The 16,252-nt window shown below is 30.7% G+C and carries 11 protein-coding genes; 8 read left to right on the top strand and 3 right to left on the bottom strand.

What is annotated here, in order from left to right:
• Positions 1-5: 5 nt before the first annotated feature.
• The 8 genes from EM308_RS13125 (at position 6) to EM308_RS13085 (ending at position 12,026) form a co-directional block, all read left to right on the top strand.
• The gene (locus tag EM308_RS13125; protein WP_035633988.1) at positions 6-935 is read left to right on the top strand and encodes a PorP/SprF family type IX secretion system membrane protein; all 930 of its coding nucleotides are present in this window, start codon (positions 6-8) and stop codon (positions 933-935) included.
• 10 nt (positions 936-945) lie between these two features.
• Positions 946-2,895: an OmpA family protein gene (locus tag EM308_RS13120; protein WP_035634023.1), complete on the top strand. Its 1,950-nt coding sequence runs from the start codon at positions 946-948 to the stop codon at positions 2,893-2,895.
• 509 nt (positions 2,896-3,404) lie between these two features.
• Entirely contained in the window at positions 3,405-5,708 is a 2,304-nt protein-coding gene (locus EM308_RS13115) for a phosphotransferase (protein ID WP_051877638.1), read from the top strand.
• A gap of 205 nt (positions 5,709-5,913) precedes the next feature.
• Positions 5,914-6,210: a CDP-archaeol synthase gene (locus EM308_RS18090; protein WP_156101296.1), complete on the top strand. Its 297-nt coding sequence runs from the start codon at positions 5,914-5,916 to the stop codon at positions 6,208-6,210.
• Entirely contained in the window at positions 6,210-8,660 is a 2,451-nt protein-coding gene (locus tag EM308_RS13105) for a PEP/pyruvate-binding domain-containing protein (RefSeq protein WP_035633990.1), read from the top strand. The genes EM308_RS18090 and EM308_RS13105 overlap by 1 nt, the downstream gene beginning before the upstream one ends.
• A gap of 695 nt (positions 8,661-9,355) precedes the next feature.
• Positions 9,356-10,330, top strand: a complete 975-nt coding sequence (locus EM308_RS13095; protein ID WP_035633997.1) for a class I SAM-dependent methyltransferase — start codon at positions 9,356-9,358, stop codon at positions 10,328-10,330.
• Positions 10,315-11,064: a 1-acyl-sn-glycerol-3-phosphate acyltransferase gene (locus EM308_RS13090; protein WP_035633999.1), complete on the top strand. Its 750-nt coding sequence runs from the start codon at positions 10,315-10,317 to the stop codon at positions 11,062-11,064. The genes EM308_RS13095 and EM308_RS13090 overlap by 16 nt, the downstream gene beginning before the upstream one ends.
• Entirely contained in the window at positions 11,061-12,026 is a 966-nt protein-coding gene (locus tag EM308_RS13085) for a fatty acid desaturase family protein (protein ID WP_035634000.1), read from the top strand. The genes EM308_RS13090 and EM308_RS13085 overlap by 4 nt, the downstream gene beginning before the upstream one ends.
• 361 nt (positions 12,027-12,387) lie before the next feature.
• Here EM308_RS13085 and EM308_RS13080 read toward each other — a convergent pair whose 3' ends face one another.
• The 3 genes from EM308_RS13080 to EM308_RS13070 form a co-directional block, all read right to left on the bottom strand.
• Positions 12,388-14,142 (bottom strand): ATP-dependent nuclease, encoded by a 1,755-nt coding sequence (locus tag EM308_RS13080; RefSeq protein ID WP_035634002.1) that lies wholly within the window; start codon positions 14,140-14,142, stop codon positions 12,388-12,390.
• A 20-nt stretch (positions 14,143-14,162) separates the two neighbouring features.
• Positions 14,163-15,158: a hypothetical protein gene (locus EM308_RS13075; protein ID WP_035634004.1), complete on the bottom strand. Its 996-nt coding sequence runs from the start codon at positions 15,156-15,158 to the stop codon at positions 14,163-14,165.
• A gap of 479 nt (positions 15,159-15,637) precedes the next feature.
• Positions 15,638-16,228 (bottom strand): hypothetical protein, encoded by a 591-nt coding sequence (locus EM308_RS13070; protein WP_035634006.1) that lies wholly within the window; start codon positions 16,226-16,228, stop codon positions 15,638-15,640.
• Positions 16,229-16,252: the final 24 nt, after the last annotated feature.

Below are 16,252 nucleotides of genomic sequence, written 5' to 3'. Positions count from 1 at the left end.
GACAAGTGAAAAAGAAAATAATAATATTGATTCTAATTGTTGTAACAGGTGTAAGTAATGCCCAACAAGACGCACAGTATACTCAATATATGTATAATACAATTGTTGTTAATCCTGCTTATGCGGGATCACGAGAAACGTTGAGTTTATTTGCTTTACATCGTAACCAATGGGTGGGACTTGATGGAGCGCCTGTAACAAATAATTTTTCCGTTCATAGTCCAATCAATAATACTAATGTTGGTTTGGGATTATCTATTGTTAATGATAAAATAGGTCCATCAGATGAAAATAATATTTCTGCAGATTTTTCGTATTCAATTAATACTTCGTATAGATATAAAATATCTTTTGGAGTTAAGGCATCTGCCAATTTGTTGAATGTTGATTTTACGAAGTTAAATTATTATGATCAGAATGATTATGTTTTTGATACCAACATCGATAATAAATTTTCACCAAATATCGGAGCTGGAGTTTATTTTCATTCGGACAATACTTACATAGGATTATCAGCACCTTATTTATTAGAAACAATTCATTTTGATCGCTATGCAGATACTGGAGGAAATAGTCATGTTGCTAAAGAAAAAATCCACTATTACCTTATCTCGGGTCATGTTTTTGATCTAAGCAGCAGTGTTAAATTTAAACCATCATTACTGACTAAGATGGTTGAAGGAGCTCCACTTCAAGTAGATTTATCAGGAAATTTTATGATAAATGAAAAATTTGTAGCAGGATTAGCATATAGATGGAGTGCTGCATTTAGTGGTATGGTAGGTTTTCAAGTAAATAATTCTTGGTTCATAGGGTATGGATATGATTTGGAAAACACAACATTAGCTAATTATAATTATGGTTCCCATGAGATTTTTTTACGATATGAATTGTTTAAAAAAATCGACAGAATTATATCACCAAGATTCTTTTAATACTTTCATCATGAAATCAAAGCTAAAATTTATTCTGGTATTTTTAAGTCTAAACGTAATAAGCAATGTTTACTCTCAAAAAGTTAAACAAGCAGATGAACTGTATAATCGTTTTGCATATATCGACGCAATTAAAATATATGAAGGTGTTGCAGAAAAAGGGTATGAAGACGAGAAAATATTTCAGAAACTAGGAAATGCTTATTATTTTAATGCTGAATTTGAAAAAGCAGCAAAATGGTATGACAAACTTTTTTTACTGAATCCGGAACAGGAATCTGAGTATTATTATCGTTATTCTCAATGTTTGAAATCTGTTGGGGACTATGCCAAAGCAGATAAACTGTTATTAGTATTTTATGAAAAATCAGGATTTGACCAAAGAGCAAAATTATTTGAAAAAAATAAAAATTACTTAGAAACAATAAAATCTAATTCAGGTAGATTCATTATTTGGGATGCCGGAATAAATTCTGAATATTCTGATTATGGCAGTACTTTGTTTGATAACAAACTAATTTTTACTTCGACAAGAGATACAGGAGGTATATCTAAAAAAGTATTTAGATGGGATAATCAATACTTTTCAAATTTATATGCATCCGAAGTGAAATCGGATGGAACTATGGGGGAATCAATTAAGTTTCAGCGAAATAAGATTAACTCTAAGTTTCATGAATCGACACCTGTTTTTACCAAGGATGGAAAAACAATGTATTTTACAAGAAATAATTATTTGGATGGAAAAATCGGAAAGGATGGAAACAGAATTATTTTATTAAAGATATATAAAGCCACTTTGGTGAATAATAATTGGAGTAATGTACACGAATTGCCTTTTGACAGTAATAACTATAGTGTTGCTCACCCAATGCTAAGTAATGATGATAAAACATTATTTTTTGTTTCAGATATGCCCGGCACAATCGGACAATCTGATATTTTTAAAGTTGCAATAAATTCAGATGGGACTTTTGGAATTCCTGAAAATCTAGGAACCACCATAAACACACAAGGAAGAGAAACTTTTCCTTTTATTACAGAGGATAATGAACTGTATTATGCTTCAGATGGTCATCCCGGATTGGGAGGATTAGATGTTTTTGTTTCTAAAATTGAAAAAGATGGTTCTATATCAGAATCTCAGAATATTGGAGAACCTATAAATAGTGGTTTTGATGATTTTGCTTTTATCATAGATAACAAAACTAGGAGAGGTTTTTTTACTTCAAATAGAGTAGGAGGTCATGGATTTGATGACATTTATAAATTTACTGAAATAAAAAAACTTAATTGTGAACAAATCTTGGCAGGTATAATCACAGACAAGGAATCGGGAGAAATTATTGCAGGTGCAAAAGTTATTCTTTTTGATGAAAATCACCAACAACTTAAGGAGGGCGTCTCAGATCAGTTTGGAAATTATCATTTTGATGTGATTTGTGGTAAAAAATATTACGTAAGAGTTTCAAAAGAAAATTATGAATCAAATGAAGGAAACAGTGTCATTGGCAATACGTCAGGAAAGACCGACTTACCTTTAAAAATAGAAAAGCGTATTAAAGCAATCGGGGTAGATTCAGATTTAGCAAAAGTATTAAGCATTCCGATGATATTTTTTGATTTAGACAAATCTTTTATCAGAAAAGATGCAGCTATTGAACTAGAGAAAATAATAGTAACTATGACCCAATATCCATCAATGAAAATTGATGTACGTTCCCATACCGATTGCAGACAATCAGCAAAATATAATCAGGAACTTTCAGATAGAAGAGTTAAATCAACTATCGCTTGGTTAATTAAAAACGGTATTAATCCTAGTAGATTAGCAGGAAGGGGATATGGAGAATCACGATTGCTTAATAATTGTGGGTGCGAACCTTCAAATAAATCTAACTGTACAGAAGAAGAACATCAACTCAATAGGAGAAGTGAATTTATTATTGTTTCTATGTAGGTTTAAGTTTATCTGTTATTTGTAAATATAAGAGCAGTTAATTTCCTCCTCAATATTGAAATAATATGGTCAGTTTGATATGCTTTTGATTTGGTTTGAATCCAGTCGAGCTAACTCTAAAGGATATTCAAATCGAATTATATTTGAGTGTATATGCTGGTTCAATTCTTAAAAAAAACCATGAAAAAAGCCCATTTCGTTAGAAATGGGCTTTTACGTTTTGTAACTGTCTAGTCCTGAAATAGCGATACACAATAAAAGTATTCTATGGAGGCATTTCAAAAAACGCGCTATGTAAAGCGTATACAAAAAGACTACACTCTGTCTTTTAGTAACCGTTTAATTTAAAAATGACATGATTATCCGTAATTAAATTAAGATTATTTCTTAACCTTCAGTGATGAACAAGTTAGCGGTTTAATGTTTTGCAGTAATTTTTTAAAATAATTTACACTAAAATAATATTTTAACATAAATTTAAGTAAATTAGTAGACAAATCATTTTTTTTATGAATGAATTCCCAGTTGTTCCCGGAAGAGGTCTTGTTACCAAAGTTTCTACACAGTTGAGGCACGAATTTATGGAGAAGAATAATTTTAATGTTAATAAAATTGCTAAAACAGATCTTGAATTTGACGATATTAACAACAATATTGAGTCTTTTGTTGGAAGTACCGAAATTCCTTTAGGCATCGTAGGGCCGATTTTGTTTAATGAAAACGAAGAATTGGTTTATTGTCTTGCAGGAACTTTGGAAGGTGCTTTAGTTGCAAGCATGAACAGAGGCGCAAAGGCTATAACCAATAGCGGAGGATTTTCGGCGAATGTTGTTTGGCAAAAAATGTGCAGAGTTCCAATGTTTATTTTTAACCAAGTAAATGAAGCTTTGGAATTTAAAAAATATGCAATTGCCAATTTTCAAGATATCAAGAAAGTTGCTGAGCAATATTCTAACCACGCCAAACTGAATGAAATTGAAGTAATTCAGATGGATTCGGTAGTCCATGTCAAATTCGTTTACACTACTGGCGATGCCTCGGGTCAGAACATGACGACTTCCTGCACTTGGCACGCCATGCTTTACATTGTTGACAAATTCAAATTGGATACCCAAATAAATCCAATCGATTTTATCATTGAAGGTAACGGATCTTCTGATAAGAAAGTTTCAAAATCCAATATCGAAAATGGCAGGGGAATAAATGTTACTGCTGAATGTAAGCTAACCGAAAAAGTAATTAATCAGATTTTAAGAACCACCAGCGAAAAACTGTACCAATGTTTTTTGCCTTCAAAAAAAATGACCGCTTCCAACGGAATGGTTGGTTACAATATCAATGTGGCCAATACGATTGCTGCAATTTTTGTGGCAACGGGTCAGGATTTGGCTTCCATACACGAGTCGAGTGTCGGTTTTTTAAACTTAAAAAAAACAGATGACGGATTAATGTTACAATTAAATCTTACAAATCTTGTGATTGGAACTGTCGGTGGAGGAACACAATTGCCCAAACAATCTGAAGCGTTGGAATTAATGGGTTGTTTGGGAAACGGGAAAGTGGAGCGTTTGGCCAAATTAATCTGCGGTTTTGCATTGGGATTGGAAATCTCGACTTATTCTGCAATTGTAAGTGGTGAATTTGCGAAAGCGCACGAAAAAATGGGAAGAAACAAACCTAAAAATTGGCTGACCCGTTCTGAATTAACTTCCGATTTTTTAGTTTCTACTTTAAACGAAAACCATCAAAAGGACATTTTTGAAATCAATATTGCAGACGATTATTTGATCGAAAACGGAATTATTACAAATATTGCTTCGCGAATCAATAAGAAATTGATTGGTTTTGTTCCTTTAAATAGCAAACATCAAAACAATGGTGAAAATATTTCAAAGACCAAATTATTGCTGAAATCCAAAGCTTTAGATGAGGAAGTTATTAAAGGATTACACTTGATTTCGGCTTCTATTGACCCAAAACTTTCCGATTTATTCAAATCTTCAAAGGAAAATCTGGAATTTATCAATTCACACATTAAGGAAATAGAAATTTATAAATATCTGGTTTCCGTAAAATTTCATTTCATTCCTAAATATTACGGTTCTAAAATAGATGCCAAAAGAGAAATTTACTTTTTTATTCAAGAGTTTTTGGATTATTCCAAATTTAGAATCGTTAACTCCGAAAATCATCCCGAAAAATGGAAAAAAGACGATATTTTTAGAGTAATCAGCGTTATAAATAAATTTCACAATACTGCTGAAATAAGCAAACTTGAAATCGTTCAGGAATTTACGCCTTGGAAATCGAAGGATTTGTACAAAAAACTTCTTAACCTTTTGATTAACGAAAATGAGGAACATCCGAATCACGAACAATTGAAAAATTTGCTTGGAAATATTGATTTATTTGAGGAAGAAGCCGAAGCGATTAATCTTAAAAAATCAATTATTCACAACGATTTTAATTCCAGAAATATTTTTATGGACTACTCAGGAAATCCCGTGTTTTATGACTGGGAATTGGCGGTTATAGACTTTAAGCACCGTGATATCGTTGAGTTTTTGAGTTTTGTATTGAATGACAATTTTACAAACGAAGACCTTTTTCATTATTTGAAATTTCATCACAACTTAAACGAAAATGAATGTTGGCTTGAATATTTAAAGGCTTATAAATATTCATTAAAAGTGTATCTGGCTTGTCGGGTTTCGTTTTACGAAGTTTCGGGAATTTTGGTAAAATATGATTTTTCCAAAAGAGTCATGAATAATGCGTTCAAAATGCTTGAAATGCTTGAAACTTATGAATGATTTTTCGAGACATATTTTGATAATTCTGCCATCGTTGATTTTGGCAAATGTAATTCACATGCTGATTGTGAAATACAATTTTGTTCCAGTTTTGAATAAATGCATATCTGTGAAATATTTCGGAGAAAACAAAAAATGGCGCGGATTTATAATTGTTCCCTTTTTGAATTCCATTTTTTTGGTCGGTTTAAATTCCTTTTTAAACTTGGAAAATCCAATATTCTTAGGATTCATTTTGGGTTTGGCTTACATGGCATTTGAACTTCCAAACTCTTTCTTTAAGAGGAAATTAGGAATAAAACCCGGAGAATCGGCATTAAATAAAAAATATTTTTTCGTGATGCTCGATAAGATAGATTCAGCTTTTGGAGTAGCACTTGTCTATTATTTACTCGGTTGCGTAAATTTTTCAACAGCAATTTTACTGCTTTTTGTAAATAGTCTAACACATATTTTAATGTCTCTGGTTTTAGTTTCTTTAAAAATAAAATCTTCTTTCTGATGTATATTCTTAATTTAAACCATAAAATTTCTGAAAATCTGTCGGGAGCAAAGGCTTTTCATCTTTCCAAAATGATGCGAGCCGGATATCCCGTTCCGAAAGGATTTGTGATTTTGGCAAATGCTTTTAAAGATTTTTCGGGAGATAAAACGACTTTGTCTCCTGAATTTAAGGATAAATTAAAGGGCGAATTAAACGCAATTGGAGCTGATAAATACATGGTTCGGAGTTCTGCCATAGGCGAAGATTCCGTTGATAATTCCTTTGCGGGGCAGTTGTCTTCGTTTATCAGTTCGTTTGAACAAGACGAAATAATTGAAAATATTTATAAATGTTGGAATTCATATTCCAATGAAAATGTAAAAACCTATCAGGACAAAACTGGAAAAAAATTAAACGGGATGGCCGTGATAGTTCAAACTTTGATTGAACCCGATTATGCCGGAGTGACTTTTACTAGAAATCCGTCCAACGAAGCTGAAATGCTGATTGAATTTGTTGAAGGTCATGCTGAAAAACTTGTTTCTGGAGAAGTAATTCCAGAGAGTTTTACGATTTTGGCAGATTTTAAAAACACTTCTTCAAAAACAAAAATTCCGTTTGAAGACGGGTTAAAACATGCCAAAACGCTCGAAAATTTCTATGGATTTCCGCTAGATATTGAATGGGCGATTAAAGATGAAACGTTTCATATTGTTCAGGCACGACCGATTACCACGAATGCCAAAAGCAAAAAAATGTATTGGTCGAACACCAATGTCAACGAGAATTATCCGGATGCTTTGACTCCGTTATTGTATTCGATTGCAAGGGATTCATACTATAATTATTTTAAAAATTTATCTAAACTTTTTTTAATTCCCGAAGTTAAAATTTCGGAATTGGAATCGTCTTATGCCAATGTTATTGGAGCTTTTGGATGCAAAATGTACTATAATATGAGTAGCATTCACGAAATTATTTCGGCATCGCCTTTTTCGGAAACTTTATCAAAATCGTTCAACAATTTTGTGGGTTATGCTGAATCGAATAAAAATGAAAATAATGTCGGAATCGTTAACAAATTAAAATTCATCAGAGAAGTTTACAGGTTTAATTCGCAACTCGAAAAAACAGTTTCCGAATTTGAAACTCTAGTTTTGAATTATTCCAAAAAGGCTGATTTTGCCATTTCATTCAACGATTTGAGATTGTGTTTTCACGGTTTTATCGAAATCAGAATGCACAGTTGGTACAAGGCTTCGTTGGCTGATTTTTTTGCAATGCTTTATCACGGCGTTTTGGGAAAATATTGCAGGAAATTTTACGGTGATGAAGCCGATGGAATTCACAATAAATTAATCCAGGCAATTCCGGAATTAATCAGCAGTATTCCGATTGTTTTGATTTATAAAATTAAAATTTCCTTGAGAAATAATCCGGTTGTTTACGAAAAATTCAAAAATTTAAATCCGCTTGATTTTCTTGATTGGTTGAACGAATCTTCCAATGAATCCGAAATTAAATATTTAATCAATGATTATATTCAAAATTGGGGTTACCGTTGCTCGGGAGAGTTGATGCTTACGACCAAAAATTACAGCGAAGAACCAGAAAAATTCATAGAACTTCTAAAACAATACGACACGCTTCCAGACAGCGATCCCGAAAAATTGATTGCGTCAAAACTGGAGGAACGGAATTCGATTATAAAAGATTTCAAAAATAAAATTTATTCCAAAAACGGAATCTTTTTTCTATTGTCATTTGTTCAAATAGGGGTTTTAAATTTACTGATAAAATTGGCTTCTAAAGGGATTTCTGCAAGAGAAAGAGTTCGTTTGAAACAGGCTTTGGTTTATTTTAAATTCAAACAAATAATCAACAAAACCGGAGTTGAATTCCAGAAAAGAAATTTTCTGAATATGGCAGACGATATTTTGTATTTGCGCTATCAGGAAATCGCCGAACTTTTTAGTTCCTCGGATATGCTTTCTGGAAATATTGATGAACGAATTAAAAATGTGAAATTAGAATTTGAAAAAAACAGAAGTGTTGTATTTCCGGACGATTTTTCTAGCAATCTTGGCGAATATCCTGATGCTGAAAAATTACGAAAACAGAACAAAACAGCTACAGATTCAGGAAATTCGATACAAGGATTATCAGTTTGTGGCGGAATAATCAAAGGGCGAGCTAAAGTTTTGGCCTCTGTTATGGAAGCTTCCAAATTGCAAATGGGCGATATTCTCGTTACGCGACAAACCGACCCAGGCTGGGTTGTTGTTTTTCCGTTAATCTCTGGATTGATTGTGGAACGTGGCGGAATGCTGTCGCACGGCGCAATTGTTTCCAGAGAATTTGGAATTCCTGCAATTGTGGGAGTTGAAAACGCCACAGTAAAAATTAAAGATAACGATTTGATTCTTTTGAATGCCGATACCGGTGAAATTACTTTTATAAATGAGTGAATTTGTTCTATATATAAGACAACGATTTAGCCTCAGTATTTTTTTATCACTGACAGTCTTTCTCCTTCTTTTTTCTAAAACCAAACTCGTTTTTGGAATTGAAGATGCTTATAATTTTGGCTTAATTATGTTTTTTCTGTTAATTATGCGATTGTATGATGATTTACAAAACTCAGTTATCGACAGCAAAAAAATTGACAGAATTTATACAAACGCTGAAGCAAAAAAAAGGCTGACTTTTGTTTTAATGATTCTGATTTTTGGTTTTCTCTGGGTATTATTTTTTTACAAAACCGTATTAATTAAGGGAATAATTTTGTTTTTCTGTCTGAATCATATTCTTTATTTGTTGTTATTCAAAAGCAGAAATTTCAAAAGTTATTTGCCTTTGCTAAAATATCCTTTGGCTTTTATTGCGCTTCAAGGTCAATTTAGTTTAGTTTCAATTTCATTGTTTCTTTCTATGATTGTGTTTGAAATTTTGGATGATTTTCAATTTCCAATTCAAAAAAAATACTGTATTATTTTTGCTGTTTTGTCAATGCTAATTTTGATTCCGAATTTAAAAATTATCAATTTAGTAACTTTGTTAATCGTTTTTCCAATTGTTGTTTTTATAGTTTTAAAAAACATTAAAACAGCACCTTACCTGTTTTTGTTGTTGTTTTTATTAACCCGATTAATTTTTATATCCAATGAAATTTAACCCCGAAGAAGAAATTTTAAAGCTAGGAAATCCTTCAAGATTTAATTTTGAAGTTATTAGCTGTTATCATTGTGGTTCGGATGAATCTGAAAAGTTTCTTGTAGGAGAAGATGATTTAACCGGAAAAGAGGGTAAATTTTTATACGTTCAATGCAAAAAATGCGAATTGGTTTATCAAAAACCGCGTTTGCCAATTACCGAAATTAAAGAGTTTTATGACTCGGAATATATTGCGCATCGCAAGAAAAAAGACTGGGGATTTTTGACTCCGCTTTATGAAAGGGCGATGAACAAGCACGATAGGGAGAAGGATAAATTGGTTTCAAAATATGTTGAAATAAATTCCCAAACCGAAATTTTAGACGTGGGTTGCGCCGTTGGTACTTTTTTGCTCCATCTTAATAAAAAATACGATTGCAAAATAAGTGGTGTCGATTTCAAGGAAGATTTGTCTTATCCTGATTTTGACAAGATAAATTTTTACGAAGGCCTTTTTTACGAACAGCCTATTGAAGAAAATAAATACGATTTGGTAACGATGTGGCATTTTTTTGAACACGATTACGACCCAAATAAATCGCTCGAAATGGCAAAAAAAGTCTTGAAACCGGGAGGAAAATTGATAATCGAAGTTCCGCGACTGGATTCATTGACATTTAAACTTTTCAAAAACAAATGGCCGGGAGTTCAAGCACCACAACACACGGCTTTATATACAAAAAAGGCGATTTTGAATATGTTGAAAAAACATAATTTGATGGTTGAAGAATACCTGCCTTACGGAGCATTTCCGCCCTATTTTTACATTTTTACAGGAACATATTTTAAAATGTTTGGAAAAGGTTTGAAACTGGATAAAATCATTTTTCCTTACTTTTTATTCCAGCTTTTGTTGAGTCCGGTTTTATTATTTCAGAGAAAGTTGAACCTATCCATGCAAACCATTATATGCAAAATAGAATAAAAACTAAATTAAGAATTACGATAGCATCTGTTTTGCTAATCATTTCCGGTTCAATGGGTATAATTTTACGAATTATATCCGTTGATTATTTGTTGAATTTCAATAGGAAATACTTGGTTTCGTTTTCTTCAAAATTAGTATTGAAAATAATCGGAATTAAAATTCAGTTGCCAAACGAAATCCCATTTAATTCCGAAAACCAATACTTTATAACTTTCAATCACAATTCCGATTTAGACATTTTTGCATTGACTGCTTTGGGATATACCAATACAGTTTTTCTTTTGTCGGATAGAACTTTAAAGATTGTTCCGCTCACTTTGTCGGCAATAAGCATTGGTGTTTTATACATTCCGGAGCAACATAAAACGGAAAAGCGTTTGGATTTTTTTAAAAAACTGGAAAAAATTGCAAAAACTAAAAAAATAAATATCGCAGGTTCGTCGGAGGGCGTTCACGACCAACTTCACGGAATTGGGAATTTCAACAAGGGAGTTTATCATTTAACGACTGTTTGCAAGCTTGATATTATTCCTGTTTTTATTGGAATTCCGGAAGAAATAAATTTGATAAAAGGGCATGAGCACCTTAAAAGCGGAAATATTAAAGTTGAAATATTAGAAACCATCGATACCCAAAACTGGATTCTTAATGATTTAGAAAAAAACAAAGACGAGGTGCGAAATATTTATGTCAAAAAATTTAATGAAGTTCATAAAACTGCAATAGTATGAAATCACCCAAAACGGATTTTAAACCCAATGATTCAAAAGCAATTTTATTCCTGATTACTCCAGTAATTTTAATGAGTTTCGGAATTTATTTGTCGTATTTTCCCGTTTGGTCTTTTGGTTATATTTCGGGACAAATACTTTTGGGGTTTTTCTTTTTTCAGTGTTTTATTTTGCTGCATGAAACCGGACATTTTAGTTATTTTAGAAGTAGGTTTGTAAATAAATTCTTTGGGAATATTTTTGCTTTTATCTCTTTCATTCCATTTATAAGTTGGATAAATATTCACAACCTGCATCACAAATGGACGGGTTTTCGCGACAAAGATCCAACCACAGAAGGGACGGTTGCTCCAAAGTTCAATCTTTTGACTAAAACATTAGTAAATATTTCATGGCTTATTTGGTTTCCGCTGTTTACAATTGGTTACAGGATTGGGAATTATTGGAATATCGGAAAATTGAGAAGACACGTTTTAAAAGTTCATTTGAAGGGAATTTATCGTAATATATTTTTGCAAATTACTTTATATATTCCGCTATTTTATTTTGAAGGGAATTGGATAATTTCTCATTTAGGGATTGGCTATTTCATCAGTCTTGTGATTAGTGATGTTTTTATTCTGAGCCAACATTCTCACATAAAAATTCCAATTGCTGGGGAACATGAAGTAAAACCAATTCGATATTCAGAACAGATACAATACACCCGAAGTGTTGGTTTTTCAAATTTAGTGGCACGATTTCTTTATCTTAATTTCAATTTACACGAATCACACCATTCCTTTCCTGGTTTACCGGCGTATCATTTAGATAAAATAGGAACAGAAACACCGAATAAAGTGCGGTTTTTCAATTATCTTTTTGATGCAAAGTCGATGTCTGGAATGAACTTTATTTTTAATACTTCGGATAAAAATATTGGAGCTAAAGATGAATCTCAAAAAGGCAGTAATTTAGATTAAAAGGGCCTTGTTTAATGCTAGGGCACTGAAAAAGTCCGATCAATCCCAAAACCTGAGGAGGAAATGTCAAAATAAAATAAGAAATCCTTAAACTTCTGATTTACAGTATGTTTAAGGATTTGTTTTGTGACCTCGACTGGGTCGAAACTTAATTAATTTACCCCTTTATTTACTTGGGTTTATAGCTATCTTATTTTGTTAGGGGTAATGAGAGGGGTAATCTATAAATAAATTTATGATTTAGTAAATGCTCGTTCTGGGTTAGCAGGATTGTAATAAGCAACCTCTTCGGATTTACTAAATCTACCCAAATATAAAACCATTTTCAAATTAAGCCAAATACTCAAATTAGTTGTAGCTGTTAGTTAACGTTTTTTAATTCATTAAGTTTTTCTACTAAATCTATCGGAAACATATTTATTTTTTTTAATGCCTTAAATAAAGTGTTAAAATTGATATTTGTACTTTTGAATTTTTCATTGTACACTTCGTGTAATATTGTTTTTCCTCTTCTATTTAATAACCATTTCGGATATAATAGCTTTGTTCCATTAACGAAATTAACTTCAATTCTTTCATTTTCAATTTCAGAATTAAAATCCGTAAAATATTTTGGTAATTCAGTTTCTATTAAATTTATTATTGAATCAGCAATTTTTTGTAATTCAATATTTGACATCAGTTTGAGTTTGTATTCTTCTCCTAATTCTAATTTTATTCCATCTATTTTTTCATTTTTTTCTTTATCTAATAATGCACCATAAACAATTATTGGGTCAATTAAATAATTTTCAATACTGTATCTATTTATTTTATAAACACCATTAGAAATTTCATTTCCATAATCTGCATCTATCAATCCTTGGACTATATTTTCCAATCCTGAACTTTGTAATTTTTTAACCCAATTCTGAACTGCATCTTTACCGCCAGATTTGTCTTTTGTTGATGCAGGAATGAAAACCAAAGGAACATCTGCATCAATATGTTTTTCTGTTGTCAATTGATTGTAAATAAAAGAATAGAATATTACATCATCATTATCTTCAACTAAAAAATATTTTGTTCCTTCTCCTACATAAATTAATCCAGAAGTTAAGAGGGAGACTGAATTGTTTTTTGATGTAGATTTTTTTATTCTTGGTTGCGTTCTTGACATTTCGAAAATTGATTCAATTGGAGCAAGAATAACAGTTGATGGAGAATGAGTTGTCATTATTACTTGAACTCCAAATCTATCTACTAGAACATTTTTAATTACATTCAGAAATTGTTGAGACATTGAAGGATGTAAATGCGCATCTGGTTCATCTAATAGTAATATTTTTGGGAAAATGTTTTTTTCTTGAGAATTGTATAAATAGAAAACTAAAGATAATAAAACTTTTTCTCCAGAAGACAAATCATTAAAATCAACGTTTTCATTAGTGAAATTGTGTGATAACTTTAATTGAAAACCGTCTCTAAAGCCATTTTCTGATGGATCATTTATATCAAAAGGAAGTTTCGCTTCTTTTATAATATCTCTTAATACACACCAAGGTTTGATTCCAATTTCAGAAATTATTTCTTCATTACTTTTTTGCTTTGCTAAAAGTTCTATTTCTGACAGTCTATAATTATAGAAAATTTCACTTATTTTTTGACTTATTTGACTTTCACGTTCAATCAATATTTCAGGAAAATGTTCAAAAAACTCTTCTTTTGTTACTTGACTAGAATTATGTTTTCCAACTTTTTGAAGGATTTCCTTAAACGTTGAAAATAATTTTAAGTTATGTTCTGAATTTTGATTACCGTTATATTGATAATGATTTTGTTGAAACTGTTGAAAATGATTAGAAAATTGAGATTGTATAGTTGATAAATCTGTATAAGCAGTGTTTTCTAATTGCCATTCTCCTTTTAAAAAGACTACTTCATTTGGTTTTATATCTTTATTAATTATATGTAGTCGTTCTGTCGTTCCTTGCTTATCGATTATGGTATTAAAAATTAATTCTAACAATTGAGATTTTCCAGTTCCATTTGGTCCAGTAATAACTACAAATTTCGGTATGTTAGACCAATCAAAAGATGTTATTGATTTATACTTACCAGTAAATTTTATTTCCATAATTGCAAATATTTTTTATTTTATATTAGGATTGTTTTATTAAGTTTTAAAAATTTATTTTCGTTGATATGTTTGTAAAATGAGGATATTTCTCCTTGTTTTCCAGTAATGAATAATAAACATGAGTTGTCATAAGTTATAATCTTTACAATGTAATCTGAAAATTTTCTATATGGTGTTTCTAAATTATTAAAGTAATCAGTAACGTCATAGCTATCGCTTAAAACACTTATGTCAAGCATTATGTTTTTAAGCTCTTTGTTAAATTCCTTAGTTCCATTATAATAAATTGGTTTTCTATTTATTTCTGGAAATTTGAGTAACAATGCTTTATTAATTGATGTCGCAAATTGAGATAATTTTTCTAATGCGAATAACAAGTATTCATGAGTAAGTTTTAGTTGCTGAGAAGCTTTTAAATTATACTCTGGATATTTGTTTACATAATCATTGTCAATGATTCCGTTTCTATGGACAAAAAGGTGTCTTCGGGTGTGTATTTCTTCTATTTCATTAAAATTAATTCCTAAATTCTTTATGTCAATGTCAAAGTTTTTCAGATAATATTTAACTATTTGTGCTAAACCTCCACTTGTCAAGTTTCTGAAATCTTTTACAATAATTTCCTCTTTTAAATTATCAATTGAACTTAAGCTTAAAAGATAATTTCTTTGAAAGGTAATCGGTTCATTTATTTTGAAAGGTCTAATATCTCTTTTAAAAATTTCAAGAATTACATCAGTCAAGAAAACTTCTAAAGCAGTTATAGTATTGATTAATATCAATTGTCTAAGCTTAAAAGGGTATAGAGAAATTAATCTATCGTGTAAAGCTTTATGGCTATGTTCAATTAGCCCTACAGAAGTTTTAAATGATATATTTCTATTGCCGAGTTCTTCTAATTCAGGCTTTAAACGTAACTCTTCAGCTTGATAAAGATGAAAAGTAATGTCGTATATCTGTTTAGAATCTCTAATATTATTTTTTAGTACTGTGTATGACTCAAAACCTCTCATCTTAATTTATTGCAGATTGTTAAAAAATGTTTGCTACTTGAATATAAGCACGACAATTATTCTATTAGATATACTAATTCAGGTAGATTGAAGATTGCTTATTTGTACTCTTTGTTTCTCAAATATAAGAATTTTAAAGTAAGAAATCTGCTTGGAATAAATTTGCTTATTCCAGACTTTTTTTCTGTAAAAGGTAAATAGGGGTGAAAAAAACAAACGAGTTTCAGTCAGAACATTATCTATTTGTTTCATTAAAAATGGCTCATTTATCTGTTTTTCCTGTCCTAATAATTAAACCATAAAAACAAGGTGCTTTTTAAGCATCGAATTTTTATTTGGATATATTCGGGTTCAATTGTATTAATAAGCCAATACAGAGCAGATTTAGTACTTAATTTTTTATTTAAAGGAATGATTTGGATTCTATATTTACTTTTTTCTTTTTTTAGATTATGTTGTGCGAAGTAGTTCTACTAGTTCTACTTTGGTTTATAATTTTTTGCAAAATGTTCTTTCCCTTTTATCCATAAATATTTGTCAATCTTTTTTAAATCATAATCATCCAAACCATAATAGTTACTGAATTTTTGGATAATATATTTATAGGTTTCATAATCTTTCAAATCATATTTTTTGAAATTATGGAATTTGTCAATTTTTTGAAAATAGCAAAGCATTTTCTCCGCAAAAGAATCATAAATTGGATAAATATTTGGTTTATGATGACTACAATATTTTGATGCGAAGGAATAAAAATTTCTTTTTTTATCTCCAGGCATTTTTACATTAGCAATCTTATTAACGATTGTTAAATCTTCCATTTTAAGTTTGTCATCTATCCTTAATTCGACAATATGTTTAGCAACAGAGAAAGGCGAGAAAATATTTGTGCTATAAAAATCATTAAGAGAGCAAACTTTTATTAACACATCATCTATGTCGATATTTTCAGGATATGTTTGAGTAAATAATTTTTTTAAACTACTTTCCTGTAAAACATAATTTTCTAAATTATCCCATTTTTTTAAACTAGCTTCTATTTCAAATGGACACGGTTTTACAATTGTCATATTTTAGATTTTGGTGGTTGGGCA

Origin of the sequence: Flavobacterium gilvum (assembly GCF_001761465.1) — a bacterium.
Taxonomy (GTDB): domain Bacteria; phylum Bacteroidota; class Bacteroidia; order Flavobacteriales; family Flavobacteriaceae; genus Flavobacterium; species Flavobacterium gilvum.
The sequence above is the reverse complement of the archived record's forward strand: the minus strand, read 5'-3'. Positions and strand labels throughout refer to the sequence as shown.

Excerpts from the sequence above, each read along its gene's own strand:
- EM308_RS13120 (WP_035634023.1), top strand. The coding sequence starts at position 946 with ATGAAATCAAAGCTAAAATTTATTCTGGTATTTTTAAGTCTAAACGTA.
- EM308_RS13115 (WP_051877638.1), top strand. The coding sequence starts at position 3,405 with ATGAATGAATTCCCAGTTGTTCCCGGAAGAGGTCTTGTTACCAAAGTT.
- EM308_RS13105 (WP_035633990.1), top strand. The coding sequence starts at position 6,210 with ATGTATATTCTTAATTTAAACCATAAAATTTCTGAAAATCTGTCGGGA.
- EM308_RS13095 (WP_035633997.1), top strand. The coding sequence starts at position 9,356 with ATGAAATTTAACCCCGAAGAAGAAATTTTAAAGCTAGGAAATCCTTCA.
- EM308_RS13090 (WP_035633999.1), top strand. The coding sequence starts at position 10,315 with ATGCAAAATAGAATAAAAACTAAATTAAGAATTACGATAGCATCTGTT.
- EM308_RS13085 (WP_035634000.1), top strand. The coding sequence starts at position 11,061 with ATGAAATCACCCAAAACGGATTTTAAACCCAATGATTCAAAAGCAATT.
- EM308_RS13080 (WP_035634002.1), bottom strand. The coding sequence starts at position 14,142 with ATGGAAATAAAATTTACTGGTAAGTATAAATCAATAACATCTTTTGAT.
- EM308_RS13075 (WP_035634004.1), bottom strand. The coding sequence starts at position 15,158 with ATGAGAGGTTTTGAGTCATACACAGTACTAAAAAATAATATTAGAGAT.
- EM308_RS13070 (WP_035634006.1), bottom strand. The coding sequence starts at position 16,228 with ATGACAATTGTAAAACCGTGTCCATTTGAAATAGAAGCTAGTTTAAAA.